We start from the raw sequence: 19,933 nt of genomic DNA, 5'->3' as shown, positions 1-19,933 counted from the left end.
GCCTGGACGACAACTTCTTCGAACTGGGCGGTCACTCATTGTTGCTGCTGATGCTCAAGGAGCGGATCGGCGATACCTGCCAGGCTACGCTGAGCATCAGCCAACTGATGACCCATGCCAGCGTCGCGGAACAGGCGGCATGCATCGAGGGGCAGGCGCGTGAGTCGTTGCTGGTGCCGCTCAACGGCAGGCGCGAAGGTTCGCCGCTGTTCATGTTCCATCCGAGTTTCGGCTCTGTGCACTGTTACAAGACCCTCGCCATGGCGCTGCGGGATCGTCATCCGGTCAAGGGTGTTGTCTGCCGTGCCCTGCTGGGCGCTGGTCGCGAGGTGCCGGAGTGGGACGATATGGTTGCGGAATACGCCGAGCAATTGCTGCAGGAGCACCCCGAAGGGGTTTTCAACCTGGCGGGATGGTCGCTCGGCGGCAACCTGGCGATGGATGTCGCGGCCCGGCTGGAGCAGCGTGGGCGGCAGGTGGCTTTCGTCGGCTGGATCGATGCGCCGGCACCGGTCAGGGTCGAAGCGTTCTGGAACGAGATCGGGCCGACGCCGGAGGCAGTCCCGAACCTATCCGTGGGCGAGATGCGGGTGGAACTGCTCGGTGTCATGTTTCCGGAGCGGGCCGAGCATATCGAACGGGCCTGGTCATCGATCTGCTCCGCCACGACGGACGATGAGCAGCGCTGGACGAGGATGAGCGACTGGGCGGAAGCGGAGATCGGCGCCGAGTTCGCGACACTGCGCAGCGAAATCGCACAGAGCAACGAACTGGAAGTGTCCTGGGAGTTGAAACAGATCCTCGACGAGCGCCTGAAAGCGATGGATTACCCGCGTCTGACGGCGAAGGTCAGCCTCTGGTGGGCCGCGCGCAGCACCAATGCCATCCAGCGGAGCGCGGTGGAGCGCTCGATGGCCGAGGCGATCGGGGCTGAGCGTGTCGAACCGGTGCGGGTGCTGGATACCCGGCACGACAAGATCATCGACCACCCTGAGTTTGTGCAGAGCTTCCGGGCCGCCCTGGAGCGTGCCGGGCGCTGATCTCAGGTCCGTTCCGTTCAAAGCCCGCCTTCAGGCGGGCTCTTTGTTTCTGTACAGGAATCATTTGGTGTCGTGCCGACAGGCGTCTTCGGCGATGGGTCGCGTGGGGTAGCCGAGAAGCAGAACGCCCCGCATTGCGGGGCGTTCTTTTTCGCAGTCGGGCTCAGAAGTCCCAGCGAGTGCTGAACATCAGGTTCCGTGGATCGCCATAGGATGCCGAGGTGTAGAAACCGATGTTGGTGTAGTAGGTCTTGTCGAAGACGTTGTTGACGTTGACACTGGCCGACAGCTTGTCGGTGATCTGGTAGCGGGCCATCAGGTCCACCAGCCAGTAGTCTTCCTGGGAGAACTTTTCCCAGCGGCTGCGGGGATTGTTGTAGACCATCTGCCAGCTCTTGCCCTGCCAGCGGGCGCCGCCGCCGACCGTGAGCTTGTCCAGGGCGCCCTTGAACTTGTAGCTGGTGTAGAGGCTCAACTGGTCCTGAGGCTCCCAGGTGGAAACCTTCTTGCCACTGTCGTCGCGAATGATCTTGTGGGTATAGCCAGCCTGAACCTGCCAGCCTGGCGCCAGTTCACCCGAGATTTCCGCCTCGTAGCCCTTGGTCTTGGCCTTGATGCCCTTGTAGGCGTAGGTGATGGCGGGGTTGGTCGGTTTGCTGTTGTAGAGGGCGTCTTCCTCCGCGCGGTTTTCCTCATGAATCTCGAAGTAGGCGAGACTGGTATTGAGTCGTCCGTCGAGATATTCGCCCTTGATGCCGATCTCGTAGTTCTGGCCTTCGTCGGGTTCGAGCAGTTTGTTGCTGCTGTCGCGATACCAACTGTCCTGCGGCATGAAGATGTCGGTATAGCTGGCGTAGACGGAGTAGGTATCGTTCAGGTCGTAGACTGCGCCGACGTAGGGAATGAAGCGTCCGGACTCGCGAATGGTCGGATTCAGGCCGGTTACCCGGTAGTCGACCACGCGTCCACCTAGGAACAGGTTCAGGTCATCGGTCACATTGAAGCGGGCGGTCATGTAGCTGCCCAACTGGCGGGTCTTGTCATCGATGTACTGGGAGGGGGTACCCCAGTCGGGCTTGCCTATATCGCCGTCCCAGTTGATGAAGTCGTCGGTGGTGTTGTCGTAGTTGCGCAGGTTCCAGTAGCTCTTGCCCTCCCAGTGGGAGAAGGAAGCCGAGGTGCCGACCACCAGCTCGTGCTCGCGACCGAGGAACTGGAAGGGGCCGGTGAGATAGATATCCAGCGAGTTGCTCTTGGTTTCGCCGGTGTACTTCTGCGCAACGATCTTGGCGCTGTTGTCCGGTGCCGGCCAGTCGCCCATGATCGCGCCGAGGGGCGCGTGGTAGCCGTTGATCTTGTGATCGAGCTGCACCTTGCCGACCCAGCCGTTGGCGAAATTGTGCTCGAGGTTGGCGAAGACGGTGCGGGTGTACTGTTCCCAACTGCTCCACTTGGCTCCGTTGTTGAAGGAGCGGGAGACGTCGTTGCGGTTGCCCTGGCTGTCGAAGAGCGGGAAGCTGCCCGACCAGCCCGATCCCTTGGGATCGTTGTCCTGATAGTCGGCGCCGACGGTAAGCATGGTGTCGGGATTCAGATCGAACTCGAGGATGCCGTAGTAGACGCTGGTTTTGCGCTCGTAGTGATCCATGAACGAGTGCTTGTCCTGGTAGGCGGCTACCGCCCGGCCGCGGACGTTGCCGGACTCGGTCAGCGGGCCGCTGACGTCCAGTTCGGAGCGGTAATTGTCCCAACTGCCCGCGCCCAGTTCGACATGGCCCTTGAATTCATGGGTAGGTTTCTTGCGGATCAGGTTGATCGTGGCGCCGAGGGACCCCGCACCGGTGAGCAGGCCGGTCGCCCCCTTGAGTACTTCCACCCGGTCGTAGATGGCCATGTCACTGAGCGTATTGCCCGCGGAGTAGCCGACGTTGCGGGCCGTCGAGGGAATCCCGTCGTACTGGAAGTTGTTGATCGAGAAGCCGCGGGCATAGTAGTTGTTGCGGTCAGTGTCGTAGGCCGAGACGGTGATGCCCGGCGTATGGCGCATGACGTCGTCGATGTTGTTGAGGCCGAAGTCGTCCATGTTCTGGCGGGTGACCACGGTGATCGACTGGGGCGTCTCGCGCGGAGTCAGGACCAGGCGGGTCGCCGTGGCGATAGTGCCTGGCGTATAGGAGCCGCTGTCCTCGGTGATGGTGCCCAACTGGTTGGAGGTGATCATGGTGGCGCCGAGATCGACGCTGCTGTCCGCCGCCTCGGCGACGCTGATGGTTATCGCATTGCCCTGGAAGTCCACCGATGCGCCGGTGCCACGAAGCAGCTCGGTAATCGCCTGGTTCGGCTCCAGCTTGCCCTTGATCGCACTGCTACGCTTGTTCCGGACCTCTTCCGGGCGATACAGCACCTGGATATCCGCCTGGCGGCCGAACTCCTGGAGTGCGCTGCCCAGCGCCTGGGGAGGGATGTCGAACTCGATTTCCTGCGCCTGGACATATCCCGCCAGCGGCAGGCTCAGGGCCATGGCGAGCGAGTGGGGAAGCATCCTGCGTTGGAAGGCACGGCGCATCAAAAACGCCTTACTCAGAGGACTGAGACCGTGTGGTGCTGGCATGGGTGATTGCTCTTCTTAGGTTGGCAAGTTGCGAATAAATGAGATCGCTTCTCAATTCTCTTAGTATGACGTTTTACCCACGGAAAACCGGATGAAAAAGTTTCACGCCGTCTCGGTTTCCTTGACGACCTTGCCTGCCGAGAGCCTTATCAACTGGTCCGCCATTTCGAAATAGCGATCATCGTGGCTGATCACGATGATGGTCTTGCCCTGGCGCTTCAGGTCCGGCAACAGTTCGGTGTAGAAGACCCTGCGGAAAGCCGGGTCCTGGTCTGCGGCCCATTCGTCGAAGACCAGGACCGGCCGCTCTTCGAGCCAGGCATTGATCAGCGCAAGGCGCTTGCGCTGCCCGGTGGAGAGATCGGTGGTGCTGAAGTTGCCGTCCATGACGCTGACCTTGTGGGCGATTTCCAGGCGTTGCAGATATTGGGTCGCGTTCTGCAACGAAGCCTGCTTGCCCTGGACCAGGTCGTCGAAGAGGTAGTAGTCGGCGAAGATGGTGCTGAAGAGCTGGCGGTAATCGTCGCGGGTCTCCGCGCTGACCGGTTCTCCGTTGAGAAGGATCTCGCCGGACTGCGGGCGATAGAGGCCGAGCAGCAGCTTGATCAGGGTCGTCTTGCCGCAGCCGTTCTCGCCGACGATGAAGACGATGTCACCTTGGGCGATACGCAGATTGATAGGGCCCAGATGGAACGGTTCGCTGCCTTCGACGGCGGGGGGGCTGTAGCGAACGTCGCGCAGTTCCAGGCTGTCGACGGTCTTGTCCGGGGCCTCCTGTTCGCTGAGCAGAAGATGGGGTTCGGGAGAGGAAAAACGCTCGGAAAGTTCGGCGACCCGCTGGAAGGCGACCTGGGCGCGGCTGACGATGGGAAGGATGGTCACCACCTGTTCGAGTGGTCCCTTCATGTACAGCAGGACCATCACGAAGCCAGTGATGGCGGCCGGATTGGACGAAGGCCAGTAGGCCTGGAGCGTAAGCGCCAGACCGATCACCACGAAGAACAGCATCGAGCCGAAGGTCTTGGCCAGGATGAATATATTGATGGAGCTGATGTGGAGGTCGCGGATGTTGTTCGCGGTTTCGCTGATGCGGCCGGTGTGCATGCGATAGCGACGGGGGCGGTGGATGCGCAGTTCCTTCGCGCCCGAAGCGATGGCGGTGTAGTGCTTCTGCAATTCGTCTTCGAGATCGCGGGCGGCATAGAACCCTTTGAAACCGCGGGAGCGCGCCAGGTACTGGGCTGCCGTGCCGATGACGATGGCGACGACTGTCAGCAGGAACATCGGGACCGATAGGTAGGCGAGGTAACCCAGGCAGCCGAAAGTGATGGTCAGGGCTATGGCCAGTGGGGTGAAGGAAAAGGAGAAGTCGCTGATGGTGTCAATGTCGTGTGTCAGTACCGGAATGAGACGGTGGGTCCGGTAGCGCTCGATCTGCTCGATGGGCGCCGAGAGGACTTTCTCGCCGAGTTCCTTGCGCAGCTTCGCGATGATGTGTTGGCCGACGTAGCTGGTACCGATGTCGGAGACGATCGAACTGACCAATGCCAGCAGGCAGAGTCCGCCGAACGACAGCAGTACGCCTTGGCCGAGGCCGTTTTCCGAGTGCAAGGCGTTGTTGATGCTGGCCAGCAGCAGGGTGATGGCAAGGCCGCCGGCCATGCCCAGTGCTATGGAGACGGCCACGATCGCTCGAAAGGGCCTGAGCAGGGCGAGCAGTTCGCGAATGGCGCCGCGCTTGGGATTGGTCATAGTTGCTTCCCGGATGTACTAGGTCGGTGGGGTCCCAGGATCGTTCCATGGCCGCTCCCGGCTGGGCCGGTAGGCATGGGACGGTTGAGTGGGGTGGCCTGGCGCAGGCTTTCGTTGCGGCACTGCGAATGCGGACGGCGACCGGCTCCAGGAGCATGCGTCACCCGTCTCGGCCTCCTTGCAGACAGACGAAGCAGGATGCCCGGTATTTAGCGGCGTTCGGCGGGGCGTAGGTTCTTCCACGTAAATTGCAGGCGATGCCGTTCGTTGCAGATCAGGAAGAGGTGTCGCGCCCGCCCGTCGCAGGTCGACGCGCGCTTCGACTCGACATGGCGCTGCCTTCCTCTGGCGCTCGATCTACTCCTGGGAATGATGAAATGACGAAAAGGAAACTGGCCTATATCTGGTCCCTGAGAAACGCCGCGGCCGACAAGGCCGGCCAGTACGTGCCGTACAAGGGCGAACAGCGGTACATGAAGTCGGTACTGGAGTCCTTGGTGGAGGCGCTGAACCAGACTGCGCTGGGCGATGCCTACGAGCTCGTGGGCGTGATCTACGACGACGACGCGGAGCTGCCTCGCGACCAGGGAAAAATCAAGGACTACGGTTTCGCCTATCGTCCCGGGCAGCAATGGTTCTATCCGGCAGACCTGCAGGTGCAAGGCAAGACCCTGAACGACCTCTTGCTCAGCGTGCCGTCCACCTACCGTCGGTACCCGCGGGGTACGCCCGAGCATGTGGCCGGCAAGAGCGATTTCGAGCGACGCCTGCATGACACCCTGGTGGAGCTGGGCGCCGATGTGGTGGTATTGGACGGGCTCCTGGTCATCCTCGATGAGCTGGTACGCCCGGGCGCTCCGTTCGCACGGCGGATCATGAATATCCATCCTGGCGTGACGCGCGAGGACTCGCCTTACGAGCGTCGTGGCGCCTATGCGACCCTGGACGCGTTGTATGGAGCGCGGGGCGAGAAGGTGGTGGATTGGGCGACCATGGAAAAGGTCGCGGTCGAGCCGCTGTACTGGACCGGAGCATCGTTCCACTATGTGGACAATGGCATCGATTCCGGCGAAGTGTTCCATGATGTGCTGAAAACGGAGATTTCACCCGACGACACCATCCTCGAGCTGCGCTGGAACAACTTCAACAACAGCCTGTTCCCGGCCTTGCACGAAGGGCTGGCGCTGCTCGCCGAGAAGCTCTGAACCCGGTTCCTTCGAGGGGTTCGAAAAGGCCGGAGCGGTGTCGTCGCTCCGGCCTTCTTCATTCTGAATCAGAGTTCGCGCGCCACGCGGAAGCCGATCCAGTCGCCGCGGTCGCTGGGGGCCGCATTGTTGCGGTTGCCCGAGCGCGAGAAGATCGGCGGCTCGCCCCAGTCGTTGCCGCGGATCTGCACCAGCTCGCACTTTTCCTCCATCCACGCGCTGCCGTCGCTCGGGGCGCCGTTGTAGTGGTCGTGCCAGCAATCGGCGACCCACTCGTAGACGTTGCCGTGCATGTCGTAGACGCCGAAGGCGTTGGGCGGGAAGCTGCCCACCGGCGAGGTGAAGTTGTAGCCATCGCTGGCGCCGTAGGTGTTGGCGTGCTTGGCGATGCTGTATTCCTTACCTTCGTCGAACGGGAAGGGGAAGGGGCCGGCGCTGCCGGCGCGGGCGCCGTACTCGCGCTCGGCCTCGCTGAGCATGCGGTAGTGTTTGCCGGTCTTCTTCGACAGCCAGGCGGCGTAGTTCTTCACGTCGTTGTAGTCGACGCATACCGCCGGCTGGCGAGGGCCTTGCTGGTAGCGCGGTTTGCCGGCGATGCATTCGCGGCCGGGGCGGGTATCGCCGTCGGCCAGCTTGACGCCGGTGGCCTTCAGGTAGGCGTCCAGTTCGCCGGCGGTGACCTGGTAGCGGCTGATGGCGAACGGCTTGGCGAAGGTCACGTCGTGCAGCGGGCCCTCGTCGGGCTGGCGGCCGACCTCGTCGTCCGGGGTGCCCATGGTGAAACTGCCGGCGGGCAGTACGACCATCTCCGGGCAGTCCTTGCAATCCTTGAACACCGTGCCGGGTTTCTTCGCTTCGTCGGCGAAGGCGGGGGCGGTGGCGACGATCAGTGCGGCCAGGGCCAGGGGCGATAATGCGTGCATGGCGGTTCTCGTTGAGTGGCGAAAGGGGTCAGGCGAGTTGCGGGGCGAGGATTTCCAGCACCCGGTCGATCTCCGCCTCGTCGTTCAGCAGGCTCGGCGCCAGGCGCACCACCGGGCCGACATCACGATCCACGGCGTCGCTGATTACCCGGTGCGCCATCAGGTGTTTGGCGACCGCCTCGCAATCGCGGCCTTCGACGCGGAAGAAGGTGAAGCCCGAAGACAGCTCGGGGCTGGTCGGCGTGACCAGGCGGACCTTGGGATGCTCGCCCAGGCGCTGCTTGAGGTAGGCGTTGAGCTGGTGGATACGCGCCTGGACCTCGGCCTTGCCCAACTGCAGGTGCAGCTCGAAGGCCGTGCCCAGGGCCAGGCGATGTTCGAAGGCGTGGTAGCCGCCAGGGGTCATCAGGGTGCCGAAGTTGTCGGCGCGGGAGAAGGTCGGGATGCTCGGCACCAGGTGCTCCTGGAGCTGTTCCGAGCGGGCGATGATGACCCCGGTGCCACGCGGACCGAACAGCCACTTGTGGGTGCCGGCGATGAAGTAGTCGCAGTCGAAGTCGGCGAAGCTGACGTCTTCCACGCCGAAACCATGCACGCCGTCGACCACGTAGATGATCCGGTCCTGTTCGTCGCGCTTCTGGTTGAGTTCGCGCACCAGCTTGCCGATCTCGCGGATCGGCAGCTTCACGCCGCTGCCCGACTGCACCCAGGTCATGCCCAGCACCCGGGTCTGCGGGCGGATCTGAGCGGCGATGCTGGACAGGATCTCGTCGGCGGAAACCCGATGCGGGTCCTTGAACAGCGGGAACTCGCGGACCTGGGTACCCATGCGCTTGTGCCGGTATTCCAGGGTGGTGTAGGTGGAGTAGTGCTCGTGGGAGGAGGTCAGGATCTCCTTGCCCGGCTGCACCAGCAGGCCGCCGTAGATCGCCGCCAGGCCGTCGGTGGTGCTGCCGGTGAGCGCCACCTGGCCAGGTTGCACGGCGAAGTAGCGACCTGCCCAGGCGCGAGCCTCGTCCTCGTATTTCCAGATTTCCTCGCGATGCCAGTCCACCGCTTCGCCCGGGTTGCGGTCGAAGCGGACCCGCAGGCGCTCGATGGCCTCCCGCACCGGCCGAGGGTGTGAGGTGAGGAGGAAGTTTGCGAAGTGCAGATACTGCGGGTCGAGATCGAATTGCTGGCGCAGCGCTTTCCACTTATTGCCGGCGTCGCTCGGTGCGCCTTCGGCGCGGAGCGACTGGGCAGCGGAAAGCAGCGGCAGGCCGGCGGCGAGAATGCCGGCCTGCTTGAGAAAGGTACGACGGTCGTTCATCGGGAGGTCCGTTGCGGCGTGGTCAGGGGGTAGCTGTCGGCTTGGCGCGTTTTTGCACTTCGCCCCAGGCGCGCAGGAAGTTGCCTCCCCAGAGCTTGGCGATGTCGGCATCGGAATAACCGCGGGTGATCAGTTCGGCAGTGACGTTGCGGATTTCGCTGACATCCTTCCAGCCGTCCACGCCGCCACCGTCGTTGAAGTCCGAGCTGATGCCCACGTGGTCGATGCCGACCTTCTTCACCGTGTAGTCGATGGCGTCCACCAGTTCCTTGAGGCCGGCCTTGGGCTCCTCCTCCAGGATGCCGTAGAGGGCGCTGGCGTATTCACCGAAGCGTTGTTCCGGCCAGATGGTGATGATCGGATCGCCCGGCATCAGCGCATAGTCCAGGCCTTCCAGGGGTGGCAGGTCGAAGCGCGCGCGCAGGGCGTTGAGCTTGTCCAGGGTCGGTTTGCTCAGCGGACGCAGGTAGGCGGGGAAGCCGACCACCTGGATCACGCCGCCGCTGTCCTTGATCAGTTGCATCTCGTGGTCGCTGAGGTTGCGCTTGATGTCCACCAGGGCACGCGGCGCGGAGTGCGAGGCGACGATGGGCGCGCGGCTGAGGGCGGCGACCTGTTCCAGGGCCTTGGTCGACATCTGCGAGACGTCGATGATCACCCCGAGATCGTTGAGCCGTTCGACCGCCTGCTTGCCTAGCGGGGAGAGGCCGCCCAGGGCATCCGCCGTGTCGTTGAAGAACGGCAAGGGACGGGAAGAGTCGGACCAGTCGTTGTTGCCGACATAATTGAAGCCGAACATGCGCACGCCGCGGGCGGCCCATTTGTCCAGCTGGGACAGGTCGTCGCCCAGCGGGTAGGCGTTGAGCATGCTCATGACGATGGCGAACTTGCCTTCCATGGCCAGGCGGCGGAAGTCCTCGGGGGAGTAGGCGATGCCGACCTGGTTGGGGAAGTCGCGGACCATGCCGGTGAGAATCTTGTAACGAATTTCCTGCTGGTGACGAGCCTCGTCGACGAATCCCGGGGTCGGCTTGTGTGGCGCGTTCGGGCCGTTCCACATCTCCGGCCAGCCGAAGATCGCCAGGGCAGCGCCGGACAGGCGCCCGCGGCCCGCCTTGACCAGGTCGAGCTGGTTCGGTCCGTCCTTGTCGAACTCGTTGCCTTCGGTGCCGAAGTCCGGCGGGATGGTGATCCGGCTATCGAAGGAGAGGATGCGCTCATGCAACTCCTCGGCGTGCTTCATGACCTTGCGCGGGTAGCCCGCTTCGCTCGGGCCGAAGGTCTTCCAGGCCAGCAGGCCGCCGCCGACGAGGATGAGGAAGATCGGCAAGCCGAGGTAGAGGGCCTTGCGTGTGCGTGTTCTAGTCATTGCCGTCCCAGTCAGGTTCGAGATCGAAAGCGCGGATGAGCGTCTGCCGAAGCGGACTCACCTGTCAGGGTGGGACGAGGCCGGAGCGGGAAAATTTAGCGCCGCGGGAGGGATTGTCGAGTTGCCTGTGGAACGGCATGTGGGCGGTAAATTTGCCGACGGAAGGAACGTTCTAGCTGGATAAAGCGAGCTTCACGGTTGATACAGGTAGGACGATGACGGTTTCTCGACGCGGATTCATGGCGGGCCTGGCCCTTACCGGGGCGGCGGCGCTGCCGGTGGCTTACTACACACATCGTCATCTGACCCGCGAAGAGGAGCCGCAGACGCCTGACGAGGCTTCGCTCGACCTGGCGGCTACCGATGGCATACGACTGGGCGACCGCCTGCGCGGTCTATGGGATCTGCGCCTGGTAGGCGGTGATGCCGAACTGCCCGGGCTGCCTCGGGAGGGCTTGCAACTGGTGCTGGACGTGGCACCCAAGGGACGCGGCCTGATTGGCTACCTGGATACTCCTGAACGTCTCCTCGCGGCGGAGCCGCCGCGCTTTCGTGTGCTTGGCGACTTGCTCGGAGCCAGTTCTGCAAGCATCCGCTGGCGTTTGGTGGACCAGGCGAGCGGTTCCGTGGCACCGACTCACGATTGCTCGGCGGTGTTCGACGAGGTCTGGGCAGACTATGCGAACGCGGGCGACGGAACTCTGAGCGGACGCATACAGCGCCTGGAGCGTTCGCCGCTGTCGCCGAACGAGGATTTTCGTTTCGTTGCGGTAAAGCGTCACTTCCCCCTGGCCCATGAGCGCATCGTGCTCAACGAGAAACTTCTCGGTTGGCTGGTGTCGCCGCAGCACCGACTGTTCCACCAGCTATGGCACGCTTCGCGGGACAAATGGCATCGGCTTTCGGAAAAACAACGCAATGCGTTGCGCGGAGTCGGTTGGCAGCCCGGCCCGCTGGACCGCGAACGCGATGCGCGAGGGCCACGCAAGGATCGCAACGCCTCGGGTATCGACTTCTTTTTCATGCACCGGCACATGCTGCATACCGCGCGTTCCATGCAGGACCTGCCGTCCTGGGAGCGTCTGCCGCGACCTGTGGTGCCGCTGGAGTACGATCGTCCCGGCTTCATCCGTTACTTCGACAATCCGGACGGGTTTTCCGTGCCTCCGGCCTGGGTGGCAGTGGATGACGACGAGTACAGCGAGTGGCTGCATGGCCTGAAAAGCGCCGAGGCCTACCATGCCAATTTCCTGGTCTGGGAATCGCAGTACCAGGACCCGGCGTACCTGGCGAAGTTGACCCTCGGCCAGTTCGGTTCGGAGCTGGAACTGGGCATGCATGACTGGCTGCACATGCGCTGGGCCTCGGTGACGAGGGACCCCTCCAACGGCGCCCCGGTCATGACCGACCGTTTTCCGGCCGATTTTGCCCCGCGCTGGTTCCGCCCGGAGAACGACTTCCTCGGCGACCCGTTTTCCTCCCATGTGAATCCGGTGTTCTGGTCGTTCCACGGCTGGATCGACGACCGCATCGAGGACTGGTATCGCGCCCACGAGCGTTTCCATCCTGGCGAAGTGCAGCGCCGCGAAGTGGAGGGCATCCAATGGTTCGCGCCCGGTCGATGGGTCGAGGTCGGCGATCCCTGGCTGGGTCCGGCGACCCATGGATGCGGGCTTTCGGATGTCCAGGCGAGCAGCAACTCGGTGGAGCTGGACGTGGAAACCATGAAGCTGGCTTTGCGCATCATCTTCAGCGAAGAAGATCAACTGAGCGGCTGGCTCAAGCGTGCGCCGCGGCGGCCCTGGTACGCGCGCAACCTGAAGCTGGCGCGCGACCAGCTCAGGCGCTGAACGGCGAAAGAGCGAGTAAGGATGGAGGAGGCCCGCGCAACGCGGGCCTCAGTCTTTCCGCGCGAGACCCTGGCGGTCGCTCTGCCAGCCGCCGCCGAGGGCCTTGTACAGGCCGACCGAGGCCTGCAGGCGGGCCAGTCGCAGTTGCACGGCGGCATCCTGCGCCGCGTACAGCGTGCGTTGCGTTTCGAGGACCGTCAGCAGGGTTTCCGCGCCGGCCTGGTAGCGGCTGTCGGAGAGATCGAAGGCGCGCTGCGCCTGCTCCAGCTCCTGCTGCTGCCAGTGCAACTGGCGGTCGAGGCCGTCGATGCTGTTCAGCGAGCGTTCGGTGTCGGCAAAGGCGGTGAGGATCGCCTTGCGGTAGGTTTCCAGCAGTTCTTCCTGGCGCGCCAGGCTGCGGTCGCGCTCGGCGCGCAGGCGGCCGTGGTTGAAGATCGGGGCGAGCAGGTTGGCGCCCAGGTTGTAATAGGGGTTGCGGAAAGTGTCGGCGGCGCGGTTGGCGCCGGACGACAGCGAGGCGCTCAGGGTCAGCTTGGGGAACAGCGCCGCGCGCGCCACCTGCACGTCGGCCTGGGCCGCGGCCAGTTGCGCTTCGGCGTTGGCGATATCGGGACGGCGACCGAGCAGTTCGCTCGGCAGGCCCGCTCCGGTCTCCGGCCAGCGCAGGCTGTCGAAAGGCCGCTCGGCCACCTGTAGCGCCTGCACCGGCTCGCCGATCAGGGTGGCCAGGGTAATCAGCGCCTCATGGGCCTGCTGCTCGAGCAGCGGCAGCTGCTTGCGCTGGCTGGCGACCAGGCTGCTCTGCTGGGCGACCTCCAGGGCGGTGGCCGAGCCCGCGGCATGGCGGGTCTCCACCAGGCGCAGGACGTGCTCGGCGTTGTCCAGGTTGAGCCTGGCGATGCGCTGCTGTTCGCGCAGCGCCAATACCTGCAGGTAGCTGTTGGCGACGCCGGAGAGCAGGGTCAGCTCTACCGTGGCGCGGTCGTACTCGCTGGCCTTGAGGCTTTCCAGGGCACTGCGGTAGGCAGCCCGGCGACCGCCCCAGAAGTCCACTTCGTAGCTGGCGCTGAGGCCGGCGGAGAAGGAGTCGACGGCATCGTTGTCGGAGGTCGCGTCGGTACCGCTGTAGCCCGAGTCGCGCAGGAGTTTCTGCCGGCTGGCGCCGAGCGTCGCATTCAGCTCCGGCAGCAACGGCGCGCCGGCGATCACCGCCGAGGCCTGGGCCTGGCGCACGCGGGCCACCGCTGCGCCGAGGTCCTGGCTGTTCAGCAGGGCGCGTTGCAGCAGGCTGTCCAGTTCCGGCGCGCCGAAGGCCTTCCACCACTGGCGGATGTCGCTGGCATCGCTGCGCCCGGCCGCCAGGTAGCGCCACTGAGGGGGCGCGGCCAGGCCGCTGTCGAGGGGCGCCGGCGTGCTGCCGCAGGCGCCGAGCAGCAGGCAGGCGGAAATCAGGGAAAGATTTTTCATGGACATGTCCGTCATTGGCTGGCCAGGGCGGCCACCGGGTCCAGCTGGGCGGCCTTGCGCGCCGGCATGAAGCCGAACACCAGCCCGGTGACCAGCGCGCAACTGAAGGCGCCGACGATGGCCGACAGGGAAAAGGCCACCGCGACCTGGCCGAGCAGCAGCACGCCGCCGATGCATAGGGCCAGGGCGATCCCGGCCAGGCCGCCGACCACCGAGAGCATCGCCGCCTCGGTGAGGAACTGGCGGAGGATATCGCCCTGGCGGGCGCCGGTGGCCATGCGGATGCCGATCTCGCGGGTGCGTTCGCGCACGGTCATGAGCATGATGTTCATCACGCCGATCCCGCCTACCAGCAGGGAGATCGCGGCGATCGAGCCGAGCATCAGCGACAGGGTGTTCTGGGTCTTCGCCTCGGCCTGGATCATCGCCGCGTTGTTGGTCAGCTCGTAGTCGCGCTGGCTGCGGTGCAGGCGCAGCATCAACTGGTCGATGGCGCGTTCGGCCTGGTGCACGCGCTGGGCGTCGGCGGCGGCGATGATCACGTACTCGGGGTTGCGCGTGCCGAACAGGCGGATGCTGGCAGCGGAGTAGGGGATGGCGATGCGGTTGTCGGCATCCTTGTCGCCGGAGCTGGAGCCTTTCTCGGCGAGCACGCCGATGACCTGGAACGGCACGTTCTCGATGAGGATGTAGCGGCCGATCGGGTTGGCGCTGCCGAACAGCTTCTTGCGCACCTTGTAGCCGATCACCGCGACCGTGGTGGCGGCGTCTTCGTCGCGCTCGGTGAAGTAGCTGCCCTCGGCCACCGGCCAGTTGAGGATTTCCGGGAAGTCGGTGTTGTTGCCGCCGACGTAGGCGTGGTAGTCGATGTTGCCGTAGCGCACCACCAGCTCGCCGCCGTTCACCGGCATGACCTTCTTCACCTGGGGCAGGGTGGCGATGGCGGCGACGTCGTCGCTGCTGACGATGCCCATCGGCGCGCGCGGGTTCGGCGAGTAGCCGCTGAGATAGATGATGTTCGAGCCGAACGCGCCCATCTGCGCCATCACCTGGCGTTTGCTGCCCTCGCCGACGGCGAGCATGACCACCACCGAGGCGACGCCGATGATGATCCCGAGCAGGGTCAGCGCGGTGCGGAACCGATTGATCCACATCACCCGCCAGGCGGCGCGCACCGCCTCCAGCAGTTCGGCGCGCCAGGCCCCCGAGGGTTCGCTGCTGCCCTCGGCGAGGCGCTGGCTGAGATCGTCGGCCTGCAGGTGGCGCTCGACGCCGGCGCTCGGTTGCGCCGGGCGCTCGTCGTTGGCGCTGTCGCTGACGATCTCGCCGTCGCGCACCTCGATGATGCGCTTGGCGCGGGCGGCGACGTCGCGGTCGTGGGTGATCAGGATCACCACGTGGCCCTGGCTGGCCAGCTCGTCGAGCAGCGCCATGACTTCCGCGCCGCTGTGGCTGTCGAGGGCGCCGGTGGGTTCGTCGGCGAGGATGATATGGCCGCCGTTCATCAGCGCGCGGGCGATCGACACCCGCTGCTGCTGGCCGCCGGACAACTGGTGCGGACGGTTGGCGGTGCGCTCGGCCAGGCCCAGGCGTTCGAGCAGGGCCCGCGCACGGGTGTGCCGCTCGCTCGCCGGGGTGCCGGCGTAGATCGCCGGCATCTCGACGTTTTCCTGGGCCGAGGCGGAGGGGATCAGGTGATAGCCCTGGAACACGAAGCCGAATGCCTCGCGGCGCAGCCAGGCCTGCTCGTCGCTGTCCAGTTCGGCGACGTCGTGGCCGGCGAAGTGGTAGCTGCCGGAGCTGGGCCGGTCGAGGCAGCCGAGGATGTTCATCAGGGTCGACTTGCCGGAGCCGGAGGCGCCGACGATGGCGACGAACTCGCCGGCGTGGATCGACAGCGATACGCCCTTGAGTACCTCGACTTCCGGGGTGCCATTGCCGCCGTAGCGCTTGCGGATGTCGCGCAGTTCGATCAGGGGGACGGGGTGCGTGGCGTTTTCCATCAGCTGTCGCTGCCGTCGGGAGCGGCCATCAGCAGGCGGTCGCCTTCCTCCAGGCCGGCAAGCACCTGTACCCGCAGGCGGTCGCTGATGCCGGTCCTGATCTGGCGGCTCTGCGGCTTGCCGTTGCTGCCGACCACCCAGGCGACCTGGCCGCCCTTGCCGTCGTCATGAATGGCGGCGACCGGCGCGGTGAGGATGTTTTCCGCGGTGGCGGCGACGAAGAACACCTGGGCGGTCATTTCCGCCATCAGTTGGTGGTCGCCGTTGTCCACGTCGACCAGCACGGTATACAGCACCACCCGGCCGCTGCCGCTCTGCCCGCCGCTGCCGCTGGTGGGGCTGCCGCCGCCCTGGTTGCTCTGGTCCAGCGGCTTGGGTGGCACCGGGAGGATCTGCCGGACCTTGCCGGTCCAGCGCCGGCCTTCGCCGCTGAGGGTCGTGAAGTAGGCCGGCATGCCGGGCTTGACCCGGCCGATGTCGGCTTCCGAAACCTGGGCCCAGACGGTCATCGGCGACAATTTGGCGATCCGCAGGATCAACGGGGTCTGCTGCTGGGCATTGAGGGTCTGGCCTTCGCGCGCATCGACCGCCACCACCGTGCCGGACATCGGCGCGTAGATGCGGGTATAGCCGAGTTCGGCTTCGTCGCTGCGCAACGAGGCCTGGGCCTGGCGGATCTGCGCCTGGTACATCTCGATCCGCGCCTGGGTGGCGAGCATCTGCGCCTGGGCGCTCTGCACGTCCTCGGTACGCGTCGCGCCGCCGGCGGCCAGCCGCTGCTGGCGCTGGTACTGCTGGCGGGCGAGGGTGTACTGGGCACGTTGCTCGGCCAGCTGGGCCTTGAGCATCTCGATCGAATAGCGGCCGGCATCGACCTTGGCCTGCTGGGTGGAGGGGTCGATCTCGACCAGCAACTGGCCTTCCGTCACATCGTCCCCGGCCTCGACGTGCAACTTGCGGATCTGCCCGGAGGCCTGGGCGCCGACGTCGACGTAGCGCCGCGGTTGCAGGGTGCCGAGCGCCGAGACGCTGCTCTCGATGCTGCCGCGGCTGACGCTCACGGTATCGAAGCTGTTGCTGCGGAACGGATAGGCCTGCCAGGCGGCCAGGGCGATCAGGGGGCTGAGGCAGACTGCGACGAGCAGTGCGCGACGAGTACTACGGGTTCGTCTCATTCGGGAATCCGGCCGGTGCGTGGAGAGACCGCCGCCGCTGGATCGGCAGGCTGGGCACTGCCAGATATACGAGGCCAGGGCGGCTAAATTTAACCTGGGTTCAGAGCTGGGCGTAACGGCTGCTGATGCGGATGCTGCCGTCCTCGCGATGTTCCAGGTCCACGGGCAGGACTTTCGGCAGGGCGTCGACCAGGCTGCGGATGTCGCGGGTGCTGTAGATCCCGCCAATGCGCAGTTTCGCAGCGCTCCTGTCGCCCAGGACCAGCGGAGCGTCGAGGTAGCGGTTGATCAGCGGCAGGGCCTTGGACAGGGGCAGGTCGTCGAGTACCAGGCGGCCCTCGCGCCAGGCTAGCGTCTGGCGGGTATCCACGGCCTCGACCAACGGTTGCAGCAGGCCCGGATAGTAGCTGGCCTGCATGCCGGGAGTCAGGCTGCTGTCGTTGCCCGAGCCTTCGCTGCGGACCTTCACCGAGCCCTCGGTGACGGTGACTACCACGTTGTCCTGGTACTTCCAGACGTTGAAGCGGGTGCCGGTGACGGTGATCGAGCCGTTGCCGGCCTTGACCACGAAGGGGTGCGCGCTGTCGTGGGTGACATGGAAGTAGGCCTCGCCCCTGTCCAGGGAAACCCGGCGGATGTCCTTGAAATTGGCGAAGCTCAGCTGCGTATTGAGGTCCAGCTCGACCTCGCTGCCGTCGGGAAGAACGGCATGCCTGACGTTGCCCTCGGCCTCGTAGCGCTGGTAGTTGGAAGGAATCCAGCCTTGCAGCCAGCCGAGGTAGCCGGCCGTCGGTAACATAAGCAGGGCGAGGGCGGCGGCGCGTGCCTGGCTCTTCCAGCCCCTGCGGCGACGGCTGAACGGGCGGGTTGCGGCGTGGTTGCGAAGCTCGGGCGCCGGCGTTCGCGGCAGCAGTTCGCTGAGCGCCCAGATCTCCTCCATTTCTGCGTATTCGGCGGCGTGCCGGGGATCGGCTGCCAGCCAGCGCTGGAACTCGCCACGCTCTTCCTCGGAGAGGTCCTCGGCGTGCAGGCGCATGCACCAATGCGCGGCGTCCTGCACAAGGGTGTCGCTGTCGGCGGGAGAGGGTGTCTTCATCGAGGGTTCCAGTTATGCCTTCGGATTGCGCTGCGAGCGAAACAAGGCTTTAAAGCTTGATGAGAATTATTATAAATTTAATGATTTCATACTGCCAATGTCGCCGGCAGGCGATCCCGCCCTTGGAAGGACAGTGCCGTAGAGGCAGCGAGCAGGAGTCGTCTTGGAAAACCATTATCGGGAGCTGCTGCGATTCCTCAGTGCCAGGCTCGGGGATCGACACGCAGCGGCGGATGTCGCCCACGACGCGTATTTGCGCGTTCTGGAGCGCTCCAGTCAAGCGCAGATCGAGCATCCGAAGGCTTTTCTGTACCGGACGGCGCTCAACCTGGCGGTGGACGAGCACCGTCGCAGCCGGGTGCGCCGGGCGGAACCCCTGGAGGTCCTGGACGACGAGGAGGGCCTGGCCAGTCCCTCGCCGCAGACGGTGGTCGACCAGGGGCAGCGCCTGGACAACCTGCAGCGCGCGCTGGCCGAGTTGCCGGCCATCTGCCGCAGTTCGTTCCTGTTGCGCAAGCTGGACGGCCTGTCCCATTCGCAGATCGCCGAACATCTCAATATTTCCCGCAGCCTGGTGGAAAAGCACATCGTCAACGCGATGAAGCACTGTCGGGTGCGCATGCGCGAATGGGAAGCCGACTGATTTCGCTATTCGTGCTCGGCAACGCTTAAATTTCATTTCCCTGTCCTCGTTCCTAGTCAACAGATGGCCCTCCAGGGCTGCTCTCGACTTATCGCTCCCGCTTGAAAGGGGGCCAATCCAGAGGAACTGGAAATGACTCAGGCAACTGCAACCGCCGTGGTTCACGATCTCATCGGTGTCGGCTTCGGCCCTTCCAATATCGCCCTGGCGATTGCCCTCCAGGAACGGGCCCAGGCGCAGGGCGCCCTGGAAGTGCTGTTCCTGGACAAGCAGGGCGACTACCGCTGGCACGGCAACACCCTGGTGTCGCAGAGCGAGTTGCAGATCTCCTTCCTCAAGGACCTGGTGTCCCTGCGCAACCCCACCAGCCCGTATTCCTTCGTCAACTACCTGCACAAGCACGATCGCCTGGTCGACTTCATCAACCTGGGCACCTTCTATCCCTGCCGGATGGAGTTCAACGACTACCTGCGCTGGGTCGCCAGCCACTTCCAGGAGCAGAGCCGCTACGGCGAAGAGGTCCTGCGCATCGAGCCGATGCTGAGCGCCGGCCAGGTCGAGGCGCTGCGGGTGATCTCGCGCAACGCCGACGGCGAGGAGCTGGTGCGCACCACCCGCGCCCTGGTGGTCAGTCCCGGCGGCACCCCGCGTATCCCGCAGGTGTTCCGTGCGCTCAAGGGCGACGGCCGAGTGTTCCACCACAGCCAGTACCTGGAACACATGGCCAAGCAGCCCTGCAGCAGTGGCAAGCCGATGAAGATCGCCATTATCGGCGGCGGGCAGAGCGCGGCGGAGGCCTTCATCGACCTCAACGACAGCTACCCGTCGGTGCAGGCCGACATGATCCTGCGTGCCTCGGCGCTCAAGCCGGCGGACGATAGCCCGTTCGTCAACGAAGTGTTCGCGCCGAAGTTCACCGATCTCATCTACAGCCGCGAACATGCCGAACGCGAGCGTTTGCTGCGCGAATACCACAACACCAACTATTCGGTGGTGGATACCGACCTGATCGAGCGCATCTACGGCGTCTTCTACCGCCAGAAAGTCTCCGGCATCCCGCGCCACGCCTTCCGTTGCATGACCACCGTGGAGCGCGCGACCGCCACCGCCCAGGGCATCGAGCTGGCGTTGCGCGACGCAGGTAGCGGCGAGCTAAGCGTAGAGACCTACGACGCAGTGATCCTGGCCACCGGCTATGAGCGCCAGTTGCACCGCCAACTGCTCGAACCGCTGGCGGAGTACCTCGGCGACCACGAGATCGGCCGCGACTACCGCCTGCAGACCGACGAGCGCTGCAAGGTGGCGATCTACGCGCAGGGCTTCAGCCAGGCCAGCCACGGCCTCAGCGACACCCTGCTGTCGGTGCTGCCGGTGCGTGCCGAGGAAATCTCCGGCTCCCTGTACCAGCACCTGAAGCCCGGTACTGCGGCCCGCGCCCTGCACGAGCACGCCCTGGCCAGCTGATCGGCGCCACGCCGCCACGCCCT

General features: G+C 64.9%; 14 protein-coding genes. 5 read left to right on the top strand and 9 right to left on the bottom strand.

Annotated elements, in window-relative coordinates; all coding sequences use genetic code 11:
• A partial coding sequence (locus tag HMPREF2914_RS10050; protein ID WP_049313840.1) for an alpha/beta fold hydrolase occupies positions 1–1,040 on the top strand: 1,040 nt, incomplete at its 5' end.
• A gap of 163 nt (positions 1,041–1,203) precedes the next feature.
• Here HMPREF2914_RS10050 and fpvA read toward each other — a convergent pair.
• Entirely contained in the window at positions 1,204–3,651 is a 2,448-nt protein-coding gene (gene fpvA / locus HMPREF2914_RS10045) for a ferripyoverdine/pyocin S3 receptor FpvA (RefSeq protein WP_003139291.1), read from the bottom strand.
• A 102-nt stretch (positions 3,652–3,753) separates the two neighbouring features.
• The gene (gene pvdE / locus HMPREF2914_RS10040) at positions 3,754–5,403 is read right to left on the bottom strand and encodes a pyoverdine export ABC transporter PvdE (RefSeq protein WP_003103601.1); all 1,650 of its coding nucleotides are present in this window, start codon (positions 5,401–5,403) and stop codon (positions 3,754–3,756) included.
• Positions 5,404–5,780: 377 nt separating this feature from the next.
• Between pvdE and pvdF the strand changes: the two genes are divergently transcribed.
• Positions 5,781–6,608, top strand: a complete 828-nt coding sequence (gene pvdF, locus HMPREF2914_RS10035; RefSeq protein ID WP_003114501.1) for a pyoverdine biosynthesis hydroxyornithine transformylase PvdF — start codon at positions 5,781–5,783, stop codon at positions 6,606–6,608.
• Positions 6,609–6,676: 68 nt separating this feature from the next.
• Here pvdF and HMPREF2914_RS10030 read toward each other — a convergent pair whose 3' ends face one another.
• Genes HMPREF2914_RS10030 through pvdM form a run of 3 tightly spaced genes read right to left on the bottom strand, consistent with a single transcriptional unit; the run spans position 6,677 to position 10,212 of the window.
• A complete protein-coding gene (locus tag HMPREF2914_RS10030) occupies positions 6,677–7,531 on the bottom strand; it encodes a dihydropyoverdine dehydrogenase (RefSeq protein WP_010793019.1) in 855 nt (284 codons plus the stop codon).
• Between the two features lie 28 nt (positions 7,532–7,559).
• Entirely contained in the window at positions 7,560–8,843 is a 1,284-nt protein-coding gene (pvdN, locus tag HMPREF2914_RS10025) for a pyoverdine-tailoring periplasmic protein PvdN (protein ID WP_003122677.1), read from the bottom strand.
• A gap of 22 nt (positions 8,844–8,865) precedes the next feature.
• Positions 8,866–10,212, bottom strand: a complete 1,347-nt coding sequence (gene pvdM / locus HMPREF2914_RS10020; RefSeq protein ID WP_003103610.1) for a pyoverdine-tailoring dipeptidase-like protein PvdM — start codon at positions 10,210–10,212, stop codon at positions 8,866–8,868.
• Positions 10,213–10,427: 215 nt separating this feature from the next.
• Here pvdM and pvdP point away from each other — a divergent pair, with 215 nt between their 5' ends.
• Positions 10,428–12,062 (top strand): pyoverdine maturation tyrosinase PvdP, encoded by a 1,635-nt coding sequence (gene pvdP, locus HMPREF2914_RS10015; protein ID WP_003139293.1) that lies wholly within the window; start codon positions 10,428–10,430, stop codon positions 12,060–12,062.
• A gap of 48 nt (positions 12,063–12,110) precedes the next feature.
• Here pvdP and ompQ read toward each other — a convergent pair whose 3' ends face one another.
• The 4 genes from ompQ to fpvR form a co-directional block, all read right to left on the bottom strand.
• Positions 12,111–13,535, bottom strand: a complete 1,425-nt coding sequence (gene ompQ, locus HMPREF2914_RS10010) for a pyoverdine export/recycling transporter outer membrane subunit OmpQ (protein WP_012614140.1) — start codon at positions 13,533–13,535, stop codon at positions 12,111–12,113.
• Positions 13,536–13,540: 5 nt separating this feature from the next.
• Positions 13,541–15,532, bottom strand: coding sequence for a pyoverdine export/recycling transporter ATP-binding/permease subunit PvdT (gene pvdT / locus HMPREF2914_RS10005; RefSeq protein ID WP_023091754.1), 1,992 nt, complete (start codon positions 15,530–15,532; stop codon positions 13,541–13,543).
• Positions 15,532–16,707 (bottom strand): pyoverdine export/recycling transporter periplasmic adaptor subunit PvdR, encoded by a 1,176-nt coding sequence (gene pvdR / locus HMPREF2914_RS10000; protein WP_003089547.1) that lies wholly within the window; start codon positions 16,705–16,707, stop codon positions 15,532–15,534. Before pvdR ends, pvdT begins: the two co-directional genes overlap by 1 nt.
• Before the next feature lie 100 nt (positions 16,708–16,807).
• Entirely contained in the window at positions 16,808–17,803 is a 996-nt protein-coding gene (gene fpvR, locus HMPREF2914_RS09995; protein WP_019484937.1) for a pyoverdine signaling pathway anti-sigma factor FpvR, read from the bottom strand.
• A 163-nt stretch (positions 17,804–17,966) separates the two neighbouring features.
• Between fpvR and fpvI the strand changes: the two genes are divergently transcribed.
• Both fpvI and pvdA read left to right on the top strand, forming a co-directional pair.
• Entirely contained in the window at positions 17,967–18,446 is a 480-nt protein-coding gene (fpvI, locus tag HMPREF2914_RS09990; protein ID WP_003103620.1) for a pyoverdine signaling pathway sigma factor FpvI, read from the top strand.
• Positions 18,447–18,578: 132 nt separating this feature from the next.
• A complete protein-coding gene (gene pvdA, locus HMPREF2914_RS09985; RefSeq protein WP_003114509.1) occupies positions 18,579–19,910 on the top strand; it encodes an L-ornithine N(5)-monooxygenase PvdA in 1,332 nt (443 codons plus the stop codon).
• Positions 19,911–19,933: the final 23 nt, after the last annotated feature.

It is taken from the genome of Pseudomonas sp. HMSC067G02, assembly GCF_001813485.1.
GTDB lineage: Bacteria > Pseudomonadota > Gammaproteobacteria > Pseudomonadales > Pseudomonadaceae > Pseudomonas > Pseudomonas aeruginosa.
The sequence above is the reverse complement of the archived record's forward strand: the minus strand, read 5'-3'. Positions and strand labels throughout refer to the sequence as shown.

What these genes read in the sequence shown, in the direction of transcription:
- pvdN (WP_003122677.1), bottom strand. Translation starts at nt 8,843, where the DNA reads ATGAACGACCGTCGTACCTTTCTCAAGCAGGCCGGCATTCTCGCCGCC.
- pvdR (WP_003089547.1), bottom strand. Translation starts at nt 16,707, where the DNA reads ATGAGACGAACCCGTAGTACTCGTCGCGCACTGCTCGTCGCAGTCTGC.
- pvdE (WP_003103601.1), bottom strand. Translation starts at nt 5,403, where the DNA reads ATGACCAATCCCAAGCGCGGCGCCATTCGCGAACTGCTCGCCCTGCTC.
- pvdA (WP_003114509.1), top strand. Translation starts at nt 18,579, where the DNA reads ATGACTCAGGCAACTGCAACCGCCGTGGTTCACGATCTCATCGGTGTC.
- pvdM (WP_003103610.1), bottom strand. Translation starts at nt 10,212, where the DNA reads ATGACTAGAACACGCACACGCAAGGCCCTCTACCTCGGCTTGCCGATC.
- fpvA (WP_003139291.1), bottom strand. Translation starts at nt 3,651, where the DNA reads ATGCCAGCACCACACGGTCTCAGTCCTCTGAGTAAGGCGTTTTTGATG.
- HMPREF2914_RS10030 (WP_010793019.1), bottom strand. Translation starts at nt 7,531, where the DNA reads ATGCACGCATTATCGCCCCTGGCCCTGGCCGCACTGATCGTCGCCACC.
- pvdT (WP_023091754.1), bottom strand. Translation starts at nt 15,532, where the DNA reads ATGGAAAACGCCACGCACCCCGTCCCCCTGATCGAACTGCGCGACATC.
- fpvR (WP_019484937.1), bottom strand. Translation starts at nt 17,803, where the DNA reads ATGAAGACACCCTCTCCCGCCGACAGCGACACCCTTGTGCAGGACGCC.
- pvdP (WP_003139293.1), top strand. Translation starts at nt 10,428, where the DNA reads ATGACGGTTTCTCGACGCGGATTCATGGCGGGCCTGGCCCTTACCGGG.
- pvdF (WP_003114501.1), top strand. Translation starts at nt 5,781, where the DNA reads ATGACGAAAAGGAAACTGGCCTATATCTGGTCCCTGAGAAACGCCGCG.
- ompQ (WP_012614140.1), bottom strand. Translation starts at nt 13,535, where the DNA reads ATGTCCATGAAAAATCTTTCCCTGATTTCCGCCTGCCTGCTGCTCGGC.